Annotated in this window: 11 protein-coding genes and 1 tRNA gene; 8 read left to right on the top strand and 4 right to left on the bottom strand. The window is 45.2% G+C overall.

From position 1 onward, the window contains the following. Positions 1–109: 109 nt before the first annotated feature. The 4 genes from C9I98_RS07010 to C9I98_RS06995 all read right to left on the bottom strand — a co-directional run bounded on the left by C9I98_RS07010 (position 110) and on the right by C9I98_RS06995 (position 3397). Entirely contained in the window at positions 110–406 is a 297-nt protein-coding gene (locus tag C9I98_RS07010) for a hypothetical protein (protein ID WP_036821499.1), read from the bottom strand. 149 nt (positions 407–555) lie between these two features. Then, on the bottom strand, positions 556–780 hold the full coding sequence (locus C9I98_RS07005) for a hypothetical protein (protein ID WP_152557125.1): 225 nt from the start codon (positions 778–780) through the stop codon (positions 556–558). Positions 781–824: 44 nt separating this feature from the next. Next, on the bottom strand, positions 825–2306 hold the full coding sequence (locus C9I98_RS07000; RefSeq protein ID WP_107271780.1) for an FMN-binding glutamate synthase family protein: 1482 nt from the start codon (positions 2304–2306) through the stop codon (positions 825–827). 182 nt (positions 2307–2488) lie between these two features. Next, the gene (locus tag C9I98_RS06995) at positions 2489–3397 is read right to left on the bottom strand and encodes a chemotaxis protein (protein WP_173424670.1); all 909 of its coding nucleotides are present in this window, start codon (positions 3395–3397) and stop codon (positions 2489–2491) included. Between the two features lie 387 nt (positions 3398–3784). Here C9I98_RS06995 and C9I98_RS06990 point away from each other — a divergent pair, with 387 nt between their 5' ends. From C9I98_RS06990 to C9I98_RS06960, 8 genes are all read left to right on the top strand, one after another. After that, a complete protein-coding gene (locus C9I98_RS06990) occupies positions 3785–6133 on the top strand; it encodes a glycosyl hydrolase family 18 protein (RefSeq protein WP_107271779.1) in 2349 nt (782 codons plus the stop codon). Positions 6134–6281: 148 nt separating this feature from the next. Further along, complete coding sequence (locus tag C9I98_RS26630; RefSeq protein WP_170111210.1) at positions 6282–6458, top strand: hypothetical protein; 177 nt, start codon at positions 6282–6284, stop codon at positions 6456–6458. Positions 6459–6651: 193 nt separating this feature from the next. Next, a tRNA-Gly gene (locus tag C9I98_RS06985) sits at positions 6652–6726 on the top strand. A gap of 561 nt (positions 6727–7287) precedes the next feature. Next, entirely contained in the window at positions 7288–7836 is a 549-nt protein-coding gene (locus tag C9I98_RS06980; protein WP_081879061.1) for an outer membrane beta-barrel protein, read from the top strand. 705 nt (positions 7837–8541) lie between these two features. Continuing rightward, positions 8542–9653 (top strand): IS3 family transposase gene (locus C9I98_RS06975; protein ID WP_107271778.1). Its coding sequence is split into 2 segments (ribosomal slippage): positions 8542–8803 and positions 8803–9653, totalling 1113 coding nucleotides; the frame shifts between segments, so codons are not numbered across the junction. A 57-nt stretch (positions 9654–9710) separates the two neighbouring features. Further along, complete coding sequence (locus tag C9I98_RS06970) at positions 9711–10559, top strand: tripartite tricarboxylate transporter substrate binding protein (RefSeq protein ID WP_051902200.1); 849 nt, start codon at positions 9711–9713, stop codon at positions 10557–10559. A gap of 18 nt (positions 10560–10577) precedes the next feature. After that, positions 10578–11102: a tripartite tricarboxylate transporter TctB family protein gene (locus C9I98_RS06965; RefSeq protein ID WP_107271777.1), complete on the top strand. Its 525-nt coding sequence runs from the start codon at positions 10578–10580 to the stop codon at positions 11100–11102. A 61-nt stretch (positions 11103–11163) separates the two neighbouring features. Further along, positions 11164–12630 (top strand): tripartite tricarboxylate transporter permease, encoded by a 1467-nt coding sequence (locus C9I98_RS06960; protein ID WP_107271776.1) that lies wholly within the window; start codon positions 11164–11166, stop codon positions 12628–12630. The last annotated feature ends 51 nt before the right edge of the window (positions 12631–12681 follow it).

The following is a 12681-nucleotide window of genomic DNA, read 5'->3' as shown; positions in this document are numbered from 1 at the left end:
GTGGAGCTGACTCAACAGGGAGCATTTTTGCTCCCTTTTTTTGGCTTCCCTTACTCTGACTTCCTTTCTTTTGCTCATGCTACTTTTGGCGCATAGCAAAGTGTAGGTGCTAGCCCTGCATGGCTAAACCTTGCGGTTGCTTATATAGGTTGATAACAACGGTCAAAGTCTCTTTGCTTATATCTTCAGAAATATCTTTAATTACGTAGAAATCACCGCTCTTCTTGGAAATCGATGTGTTAACCAATCGCTGAAGGCTGTCATCAATATCACCGGTGATCTCAACGGTCTCAATGAACTCAAGTTGGTTACTGATGATTTCGGATGAAAGTAGAAGTTCAGGTGTAGCATTGGCAAACGCTGAAACAGCGAAAAGAGATAAGGCGAAAAAGGACTGCTTGAACATGGAGTGATAATTCTAAAGGAACAAAAAACGCGGTTACTTTGCCACGGCGCTAGGAATGAATGTCAGCGCAAAGTCAAAAGCATTCTACTTTAAAGCCCTCATAAAAAGAGGGCTTTAATAATGTGAGGTTGTCCTCAAGTCGGTGCCGTTTATTTCATGTTGATTTTGTCTATTTTCGCTTTACCAGTGACTTCACATTTGTGTGTTTGTTTGAGGTGCTGGGTTTTTGGTATTGGCTTTCCGTTGACATCAAGGCAGACGGCGACAGTCATAAACGGCATGGTTGGGATAGGTAAACCACCTAAGCCGCCACCCTGTGCAGATAACGAGCCGCTAAATACTAATAATCCGACAATAAAGAGATATTTTTTCATACCACAACCTTTGTTGACACTCATTAGTGTTCTTTGAGTGTAGCCTATTGGTGATGCTCGTAGAGTTTCTCTAGTGCGACAGACAAACCGTTCTCGGTCACGATACGGATGTGTTTTTTGTCCAAATGCCTCGCGTTGGACACGCCGCAGGAGTGGGCGATCAAGCCAATCCCATAGTGGATATATTTATTGTAGTTAGCGACACGCAGTGTTTTGTCTTCGACATCAAGCCCTTGCTGAAGTCGTTTGTTATGGGTGGTAATGCCCGTGGGGCAGGTGTCTTTGTTGCACTGTAAGGCCTGGATACAGCCCAATGCAAACATATGGCCACGCGCCGAGACGACAAAGTCAGCCCCTAATGCGATAGCCCACGCGACCTTTGAAGGCGTGATCAATTTTCCTGAGGCTATGACTTTGATTCGTGGTTTGAGGCCATGCTTTTCTAATCGGCTCACAACCAACGGCAGGCTTTCTTTTAACGGTAAGCCCACGTAGTCCATTAACGGCTGGGGTGCTGCACCTGTACCACCATCGGCGCTATCAATGGTGATAAAATCGGGGGCGCTTTGATGGCCACGGCTGTTTATCTCATCAAGCAAGTCGTCAAACCATTTAAGCGAGCCGATGACTGTTTTGAAACCGACAGGTTTACCCGTGGTTTCCCTGATGAAGTCAATCATGTCGAGCAAGTCACCCACACTGCGGATATCGATGTGGCCATTGGGGCTAATGGAGTCTTCGCCTTCTTTGATACCGCGTATTTCGGCAATTTCCTTGGTTACCTTACGGCCGGGTAGCATACCGCCTTTACCGGGTTTAGCGCCTTGGCTGATCTTGATTTCAAACATTTTTACTTCGGGGTGATTGGCAATTTCAATGAGCTTTTCCTTACTGAGCTTACCGTGCTCATCGCGTACGCCATATTTGGCTGTACCGATCTGAAATACGATATCGGCCTGTCCTTCCAAATGATAAGGGCTCAGCCCGCCCTCGCCGGTGTTCATCCAACACCCGGCCAGTTTTGCGCCTCGTGACAGGGCGCGAACGGCAGGTTTAGAGATCGCGCCGTAACTCATACCTGAAATATTGAATATCGAAGAAGTGGTGTAGGGAGTACGGCATTCTTCGCCTATGGTGATGGGCGCTGGCGCAACCGCATCTTCCTCAAGCGTGGGGAAGGCACAGTTCATAAACATGATTGTACCGGTAGGGTCTAGGCTTCGGGTTGAACCAAAGGCCAAGGTTCGATCAACATTTTTCGCTGCCTTATAAACCCAACTTCTTTCGGCGCGGTTGAATGGCATCTCTTCCCGATCCATGGCAAAGAAGTACTGGCGAAAGAACTCGCCTTGCTTTTCAAACAAGTAACGGAAGCGACCGATAACCGGGTAGTTGTGCCTGATGGCATGTTTATGTTGGCGAATATCGGTGATGTACATGTAGATCACCGCAAGGACCCCAAGCCCGATAAGGATAATGAATAACCCTGAGAGGAAATTAATACCGAATATTAGCGAGTCGCCCATGTTGCCTCCTAATCGCGATGTTGGCTTGTTATAAAGCTAGCTTAATGAGGGATAAAGAGCGGGCTAAGCAGGATTAATTTCACACTATTGGCATACAGATGAGGATAAACCCAATACCAGGCATGGGCTTGGTATTGGATTTTTACGGGTTATTTACTATTGGTGTGCGGCAGAGCAAGTCGTTAAGCGACGACTTCAGCACCATTTTTGCGCTCAGCGCCACGAAGCATGGCGTGGATTAATTCGTTCGCTTCAAACTTGGTTAACGCCTCGTGCGCACCAACCTGATGGGCTTGCGAGACACTGATTTCACTCGATAGTGAGGTATGCAGGATGATATAGGCGTGATTTAGGATACTGCTGTTCTGCACTTCAAATGCAAGCTCGTAGCCATCAAGCCCTGGCATCTCAATGTCACTGACCAGAATATCGAATGGGTCGTTAGCTTCAGCGGCATGTTTAAGCATTTCCAGCGCATCCCGGCCATTGGTCGCGATAAAGTACGGAATCGAGATACTGTCGAGTGCTTGGGACAGCTGCCTACGTGCAACGGCCGAATCATCGACCAGCAGGATTTTTAGCGGTCGGAGAATTTCACGTTGAACATCAGTCAGCACTGGGTGAAGGCTGTCAGGCGCATCAGGGAAGATCTTCGACAGGATCAATTCTACATCTAGTAGCTGAACGAGCTTATCTTCAACCGTGGTCACGCCGGTAACGAAGACGTTACTGCCAAGTGCACTTGGCGGCGCATCAATATTGTGCCAGTTACACTCAGTGATCTTATTAATGCCACGCACTAAGAAACCAACTAGCATCCGGCGGCAATCGGTAATGATGATATAGCAATCTTTCAACTCATCTTTCGTCAGAGGTGGGTAGCCAACGGCTTTTGCCATATCAATGACGGGTAGGGTATCGCCACGCAAGTTAGCAGCACCAAGCACCGTGTGATGGGAATGGGGAATAGCCGTCAATGGTGTGTAGGGCACAATTTCTTTCACTTTCAATGTACCAATAGCGAAAGATTGCAATGCTGTGAGTTTGAATAACAACATGCCCTGAGATTGATTGGTGGCATTCTTTATCATTCTTCAATCCCTTGTAAAAGAGTGAGTTGGCTTGAATGCAGTATAGTAGCCTTTAACACAGACGATAGGAATCAAAGATACTGAGATTGTTGTTATTAATTGATCAGAGTAAGTTTTTTTGCAGATAGATGGCATCCACTTTGTAAAATGGGTACTGACAACCCAAACACTTATAAAGAATATGGCTAAATTTTGAACCCAAACTAGGGTAATTCGCTGCTTGTTACATTTTGTTCATACTTATCTTTGAATTGACATTAAAAACAGTAAGGCTCTTTTCGCGAAACAAAAAAACTCCGCTAACACTTATTGGGTCATATAAGTCGGGTCAATTAAAGGTCGGCTATGACGTCATTATTTTTATTAAACCATTACGTGGAGACAAAAATGCGAAAGGGATTACACCTCAGCAAATTGGCAGGCGCAATGTCTGTCATGCTACTAGCAGGGATTGCTGGCAACGCACAAGCTGCGCCAACTCATGATAAAAATGTGATTGGTTATATTACCCAATGGGAAGCATGGAAGGGCACTAACGCGGGCTTTAGCGTTAAGGGCGAAGCGACCCACTTGAACGTGAATATGGATATCTACTCTATCCTGAATTTCTCATTCTTTGGTGTCGCCAAAGATGGTTCGTTACACAGTGGCGATTTACGTAATAAAAATATCTATCAGGAAAACGCTGTTCAGGAGCCTGGGCCACTTCTTCACCCTGACGTTTACTCAAGTTGGGATCTGCATATCCTATGGGGTGAGTTGGAATATATTCACCAGTACCCAGGGAATGAGGCATGGGAAGCCGAAGCCTTACGTAAAGTGCAAGAGCAAGGGTTTGTGAAGAGCGGTAATGGTTGGTTGCATGAGCCAACAGGTGTAACCGGCCAGTTTCCAATCCCTCTGAAAAAAGCGGGTGGGGCGCCTGGCTTGATTGATCTGGCGCACCAGAAAGGGGTGAAGGTGATGGCATCGCTGGGTGGCTGGAGCATGTCTAAGCACTTCCCAGAAATGGCTGCCGATCCGGTCAAGAAAGCACGTTTCCTTCAAGATATCGACAAGCTGATGGCATTAGGCTTTGATGGTATTGATATTGACTGGGAATACCCAGGTACTGGCGGGATGAACTTTGCCGGCAGCCCTGAGGACTACGGTAACTTTGAACAGTTGATGGAAGATATTCGTGAGCGCATTGGCCCGAATAAGCTTCTGACAGCGGCATTCTCGGCATCAACAGCCAAGCTGGAAGGGTACAACTGGCCGCGCCTTGTCGCCTCGATGGATTACTTCAATATGATGACTTACGACCTCAATGGTGGTTGGTCGAACATTACAGGCCACAACGCGCCACTATACCCGCACCCTGAAGAAGAATTCCCTGGCTTAAACTTGGATTACCTGCGTGCATGGATGGCTGCACAGGGTATCCCGTCAGAGAAGATTAACTTCGGTGCGGCTTTTTATGGGCGTGGGGTGCAGACAACCGAAGCAACTGCTTATGTAGGCGCCCCAACAGACAAGCGACAAGTCAGGTTCAGTGTTGATGGCCCAGCGCTTTCGGCTGTTGATTTGGATAACTGGAAAGAATTCGAAGGCCAGCCAAATTATAACTACATTCAGCAAACTTCCGGCTGGGAGCACATGTGGGATGTGAACGCAGAAGTGCCCTATGCCGTAAAAGGCAAGTACTTCCTGAGTTACGACGATGTGCCTTCAATGGAGAAAAAGGCACAGTACATTGTTGATAATAACTTAGGCGGTGTGATTGTTTGGCAAGTTCATGGTGATATTAAGTGTGAAGGCACATTTATTAACCGCGGTACCAAGCTAAAAGAGTGTACCCAACTGAGCTCACCGCTTGCAGAAGCAATCGACCGCGTGTTTTCTGCGGATGTGATCCCTAATAATGCGCCAGTACTAAGTGTGCCAGCTGGCCAAGCAGCGGATGCTGGTCAGGTGATCAGCTTTGCCGTTTCAGCAACCGATGCCGATGGCGATGCACTGTCGTTTAGCGCCACCAATGCAACTGTGGTTGATAACGGGAATGGTAGTGCGACTGTGACGTATCAGGCACCGAATACGGGAGTAGATCTACAAGAAGTGGTGGTGGTTTCTGTCTCCGATGGTCGTAAGTCGGTATCGAGCAATGTTGTGGTGAATGTGAAGGGGACTGGTGAAGTCGTGAATACGGCCCCAGTGCTGACTGCGCCAGCTGCTGCTACAGTCAACAGCGGCCAGAGTGTCGTGATCAGCGTCTCTGCAGATGATGCCGAAGGGGATTTCCTCACTTACAGCGCGTCGAGCGGTGAGGTAATGCTAACGGCAACAGGTGCGGAGATCACTTTCACAGCACCAACAGTGACCGCTGATACCGTTGTCGACCTTGTTGTTACTGTCTCTGATGGCTTGGCGACAGACACATCAACTATTGCAGTGACAGTAGTGGCTGATTCGACTGGCGGCAACACGACTTGGGATCCGAATACGATCTATAACACAGGTGATACCGTGGTATTTGATGGCGTCACATACACTGCGAAATGGTGGACCAAGGGCGAGCAGCCGGGTACCAGTGGTGTGTGGGAAGCAGCAGATAGCGGTAGTGCAACAGGCTGGAGTGCAAGCAAAGTGTACAACAGTGGTGACGTTGTCACCCATAATGGCCAGCAGTACCGAGCCAAGTGGTGGACCAAAGGTGATCAACCTGGCGATGCCAATGGGCCTTGGGAGTTGATTTAAACCTCAGCGCTTGGTAATAGACAAAACCTTGTTTACAGCCTTGGTTCGGTATAGGACTAAGGCTGTTTTCGTTCACTGTCTACGTGAAAGGCAAACTCACCTGTTCACCGCTATAGTTAAGGTGTTGCGGCAATGATAGGTGGCGAACATGGAACTGCGGAACAAATCAGGCGATATTGCGAAGTTGGCAGATAACTTAACCTTGAAAGAAGTCGTTGATATGGGCTTTTCATTAGATATTTGTGATGAAGCTTATGATCCGAATGAACATTGGACAGTGAAGGGGCCGGGGAAAGAAGAAGGGGAGTATCCTTCAAGTAAATAACCTCCCTTTTATTCTTGATATTTAAAGCCGACTTGAAGTCGGCTTTTTGCTATCTGGTTGTTAATTAAGCGTTTGTTGGTTGTTTTTGTGATCTTGCTCAGATATAGAAAATCAGTACTTCCTTTTATGCCGCAATCTGACATTATGAATCTTGTTCGATGTTATCCCCTATTGGCAATGCCAATACCAAAAAGCGTGCATCGTATAATGGCTATTACCTCAGCCTTCCAAGCTGATGATGCGGGTTCGATTCCCGCTGCACGCTCCAATCTATTATCAAGTATTTCGCTTCGGTATAAATTTCTTGTTTTCTTGCTCTGCCTAGCTTAAGTCGTTGCGGTAGAAACATGTTGTTTTCACGTTGGTAGGCTTATTGACTGTTGGTCTTTGCGTTTTTAGATTTGCCTGAATTTATAAATTATCGCCTTCAAGAGCATTCTTGAAAATGAGAAAGTCGTGTCTTAATAGTTAGACTACGATTGAAAAATCATTGTCTTTAATCGGGCGTAGTCATGAAAAAATAATAGTAAATTGAATTAAAGTAGTAATAATTCAGTTGTGGCTACTGTCTGTTTTATTCGTATTTTAAACAAATAAAATGCTTAGTGTTATCGAATTAAATTATTTGTTTTTAATAGGGGCACTTGCTTTATCTTTATATCAACGTAGAAGTGAAAGTACTGTTGCTCTCTTCTGTGAATGTGATAAAAAACCTTAAAATCAAATGATTATTAGTAGTTGATGGAGGTGAATCTATCTAATAGACAATCACGCTAGTGCGTGTGGGCGACGTTTATTACTTAAAGTAGGCTAGGTAAGGATTGGTATCATGTTTAATCCAAAAGACTACAAGTTGTTTAAAACAGGCATAGGCACAGCATGCGGTTTTGCCATTGCCACTTTCTCCTTGGTGCTTTACCCCTCTTATTCAAGCGCTGAAACTGACTACTTTGTCGGCGCCGGGGTCGGTTACCAAAACGACAGGCTGGATGGTGCTGGATCTGAGAACGGCGAAGATGCATTTGTACAGTTACATGCAGGGGCGATCATCGACTCAAACCATAAAGTGGCAGCAAATTACAGCTATAAAGATAAGTTTTCGCAAAGCTTATATTATGTTTCTTATGATTATTTGTATGGGGTGTCAAATAGGGTATCCCTAAATGGTGGCTTTCTATTAGGTGTTGGCTATAACGATATACAGAGTGATTCGTCGGTAGATTTTGTGCGTGGCCTGCAAGTTGGCACATCGATAAAAATCAGCAACGACTGGAGCACCGACGTTACCTACCGGTACATTCATCAAGACTATGAAGAAAATGAGGTAGAAATCGACAACACCCAACAGGTTGTGATTATGGCAAATTACCATTTCTAAACTTCACTTTATTTTACCTAGATAGTTTTACAAGCAGAGATTCATATAGGCACGCTATTGCTAGCAATGGCGTGCTTTTTTATTGGTTAAATAATTTGTTAGCTCGTATCGACACGTTGAATCAAATTGCCTCTATCTTAATAAGCACTGGGTTGCTTATCTATCTCGATCGGAAGTAAGTGAAATGTAAATACATTGTACTATTGCTTGTTGATTACGTTTTCCAGTATGACGCTCGTTAACTGCATTTTTTCCTATGAGTTGTAATGTTTTGGTTAACATTTAATCTCTGGGATATAGGGTAAAAAACAAATTACTGATACATGTATGAAGTTAATGGCTAATAAGTTACGTTGAGTTGGTGTTTTATCTTGTTTGTGGGTTTGCCATAAGTAACTGTTATCAAACTGTAAATCTGTGATGTGTTCGGTTATAACATTTCCTTATATTGGTAATATGAATATAGTATTTTCATGAAGTGCTTTAGGGTGTTAATTTATTGTTAATGTTTGTGATATTGCACAGATAACTAACTGACTCTAAAGAAAAGGCAGGTTATAACTATGTACATACGAAATATTATTAAGAAAAGTATCACTAGTTTGATTGTTCTTTTAGCTAGCTCTGCTGTAAACCTCCTCTAAACTAGGGGCATATGAAATTAGAGTCCTCCGGCCTATACTGGGACAACACGGAGAGCTAACAATGAAAAAATCACGCTACACGGAAACTCAAATCGTCAAGATTTTGAAAGAAGTAGAGGCAGGCAGACTGGTAAAAGAAGTCTGCCGTGAATACGGCATTTCAGATGCCACGTACTACAACTGGAAAGCGAAATACGGTGGCATGGAGTCCTCAGATATCAAGCGTATGAAAGAGCTTGAAGAAGAGAACCGCCGGCTTAAATCTATGTTTGCAGACCTCAGCCTTGAGCACCGTATCCTCAAAGACATTATTGAAAAAAAGCTGTAAAGCCAGCGATTAGGCGAGAGCTTGTTAATTATGCCCGTGAGAAGCACGGGGCAAGCCTTCGTATGGCCTGTCGCGCTGTTGGCATCAGTGATTCAGTGTATCGGTATCAGCCTGAGATTCATAGGAATGACCAAGTAATCCTGAAGCTACAGGAAGCGGTTGAGCGTTATCCAGCCTATGGCTTCAGTAAGCTACTTAAAATCCTACGCCGCTGGGGACACAACTGGAATCACAAGCGTGTTTATCGCCTGTATTGCGACCTTAATTTGAACAAACGGCGGCGAGGTAAGAAACGTCTACCAACACGCAGTCCAGAGCCGTTAGCAGTACCTACTACAGCTAATTACTGTTGGTCTATGGATTTTATGAGCGATAGCCTGTTCTGTGGACGGCGCTTCAGGACATTCAATCTCGTTGATGACTTCAATCGTGAAGCATTGGCCATCGAGATTGATCTCAACTTGCCTGCACTACGGGTGATACGAGTACTGGAACGGGTCGTTGCTTGGCGTGGTTACCCTAAAAAACTGCGTATGGATAATGGTCCCGAATTTATCTCTACTGCGCTTGCCGAGTGGGCTGAAGAACACCGTATTAAGCTTGAATTTATACAGCCAGGAACGCCGACCCAGAACTCATATGTCGAGCGCTTCAACCGAACATACCGCGATGAAATCCTAAATATGTATGTGTTCAAAACATTAACAGAAGTACGAGAGCTGACGGAAAACTGGGTACGCGAATATAACGAAGAGCGGCCACATGACTCACTGAATGACTTGACGCCATGGGAATATCTAGCATTACATTCATCAGCTGGAAACTCTAATTATGCGTGTAACTAATTAAGGGGGGTTTACACTGCAACCATTGCAGCTGAGTTTCCTCAGCGCCCAGTAAACATGGTTGTAGGATACAGTGCTGGTGGAGGGGTTGATACTTATGCTCGTGCATTGGCTAAAGTAGCACCTGACTATTTAGAGGGGCAGCCGATTGTTGTCGTTAACAAGCCTGGTGGTGGTGGATTGATTGGCGGACGTTTCGTGGCTGACCAACCGCCAACAGGCTATTCGTTATACCTTTCTTCTGCCGGTTCGATGTTGCTGCGTAACCTGAGTAAGCGCCAAGTTGTGTCTTCTAATGACTTCAAGGCTGTTGCGACTGTGGGTGAATTAACCGCTGGTGTCTTTGTTCCTGCTTCTTCGCCAATTAAAGATATTCCGGAGTTGCTCGCTTACTTGAAAGAGGGTGGCAAATCTGCACGTTGGGGACATACCGGTAGGGGCAATGTTTGGCACATAGCAGGGGTTGGTGTATTAGATAAAAACAATATTAAGGTCAGAGATGTCCCTTTCAGAGGCGGCGCGTCAGTAAGATCGGCCTTGGTGAGCAAGCAAATTGACTTTGGCGTGATTGGTGCTCATTTAGGACTAGGTTTTGAACAAGATATTCGTCTAATTGGAGTGCTTTCTGATACCCGCCACCCAGCAGTGCCTGATGTTTCCACCGCGCAAGAGCAAAATGTCGATTTTGTAAAAGTATCTTCCCCAATTGTTGTGATGGCACCAAAGCGTGTTTCCGATGAAACCGTCGATGCACTATCTCAACGTATTGCGAAAATGGTTGAAGATACAGGCTATACGGATGTGCTAGACAAAGCCGGATTGCCGATCACCAGCTTGGACTCTACTCAATCAACGTTGGCACTGAATCAGGCTAAACAGGATTGGAAACCATTGGTTAGTAAGTAATGGATTATAGGTAACACAATGAGTAAAACATCAAGTTATTCAGAGCAGCAGATAAGCAACAGCACATCTCGATATAACTTCTATACGGGAGTTGTTATTGCCATTATCTCAGGGGTTATATTTTACGAGTCCTTTAAAATCCCTGTAGAAATTGATGACCTTGGCGTAAGTGCCCGGTTCTTTCCGCAAAGTATCTCTGCTTTTATGGGGCTGTTAGGCTTGGTGCTTGCAGTTCAGGGATTGAGGGGAAGCTCGGTGTCTGACGATAAGCCAAAGTTTAATAGCGCGGTATTCATTAAGCAGGTGCTTCCCCTTTCAGTATTGAGCTTTATATATGTGTGGATGTTTAGTGCATTTGGCTATCTAACTGCAACGCTGTTCACTATTTTTGCGGCTGCATACCATTTTAGCGTGCGAGGGAAGGCGCTGATCATTTTACCTGTGGTGATGTCCGTGGTGTTTTACTACTTGTTCTTCATACTGATGGGGGTATTTGAGCCGCCTGCAGAAGTGTTTGATATAACAAGTTTTCTGAAGAGCTAATAGGGATCAGACAATGGAACTGTTAAATGGATTTCTAACCATATTTTCGTAACCGACGACAATGTTGTTTATTGTGGCAGGCGCTATATTGGGTGTTGTCGTAGGGGCGATCCCTGGGCTGACAGCATCGGCAGCAATAGCCATGCTTGTCCCGCTTACTTACTATGTAGACCCTTTGTCGGCGTTGGCATTCCTTTACGTAATTGGTAAAGCTGGTCGTTTTGGTGGGTCGATTTCTGCTATTTTGTTTAATACCCCAGGTACAACAGCGGCTGCAGCAACCATTCTCGATGGTCACCCCATGACCCAGAAAGGCCAGGCTGGAAAAGCACTCAAAACAGCGTCATTGGCGTCGGCGATAGGTGATTTTACCGGTGAAATACTGCTTATTTGTGCTGCCCTCACTATTGCTTCGTTCACTCGACAGCTAGGACCACCAGAGTACTTTGCAATTTATCTGTGTGCCTTCTTGATTATTGGTAGTGTTATTTCAAGCTCAATTCTAAAGGGGATTATTTCCACTTTGCTGGGGGCGTCATTGGCAATGATTGGCTTGGATCCAATCACGTCAGAGCCAAGATTAGACTTCGGTATGATAGAGCTTTATAACGGCCTTTCATTAGTACCGCTGTTGATTGGTTTGTTTGTTATCTCAGAAGTGTTTGTTCAAGCGACTCAGCATCAAGCCAAAAAAGATAAAGAGCAAAAAATGAAGGCCAGTTGTGTTGAAGATGAATCCCTTAGCGCACAAGAAGTAAAGCGTTGCTTACCATTTATCGGTAAAGGTGCAGGTATTGGTGCTGTTATTGGTTTGCTGCCGGGTGTAGGGTCAGCTGTCGCGTGTTTCGTCGCTTATAGCGAAGGTCGACGTAAAGCTAAAAATGGTGATAAGTGGGGGACGGGTGTTATCGAAGGGATTGCAGCGCCGGAAGCAGCCAATAACGCAGTCTCTGGTCCTAGTATGATCCCATTGTTGGCGTTGGGTGTACCAGGAAGTACCATTGCAGCGATGTTGCTTGGCGTCTTCATGATTCATGGTATCCAAGTCGGGCCGCAGATCTTTGAAACCTCTGGTGATATTGTTTATGGGCTATTTGCTGCGGGCTTAGTCGGGATATTTATTTACTTCTTGGTCGGCTGGTTTGGCAGTGTACATATTGGCCGCATCATTGATAAAGTACCTCCGACGTATATTTATCCCTCTATTTTGGCGATTGCCTGTGTATCAGCCTATACGGCAAGGTCGAGCTTATTTGATGTCGGTCTAGCTTGTGTGTTCGGGCTTGTTGGCTACTTTATGCGAACGATGAACTTAAGTACGGCAGCAACTGTTATCGCCTTTGTTCTCGCGCCGGGTGCCGAACAAGCGCTACGCCAATCGCTTCTTCTTGGTGATAATGGATTTATGATATTTGCTGAGCGTCCTATCGCACTTATTTTCTTCTCCATTCCTGTATTGGCTATTGCGATAAAACTATATTCTCGCTTTAGGAATAAGCCACAAGAAGTTAATTTAGATACCGCATAAATTATCTGTACCTCTTTATAGCAAGCACATAATTTAATGTGCTTGCTCTGT

Source organism: Photobacterium sanctipauli (assembly GCF_003026495.1).
In the GTDB taxonomy this organism is placed as follows: Bacteria; Pseudomonadota; Gammaproteobacteria; order Enterobacterales; family Vibrionaceae; genus Photobacterium; species Photobacterium sanctipauli.
Note: the sequence above shows the minus strand (reverse complement) of the source record. Positions and strands in the feature narration are given on the sequence as shown.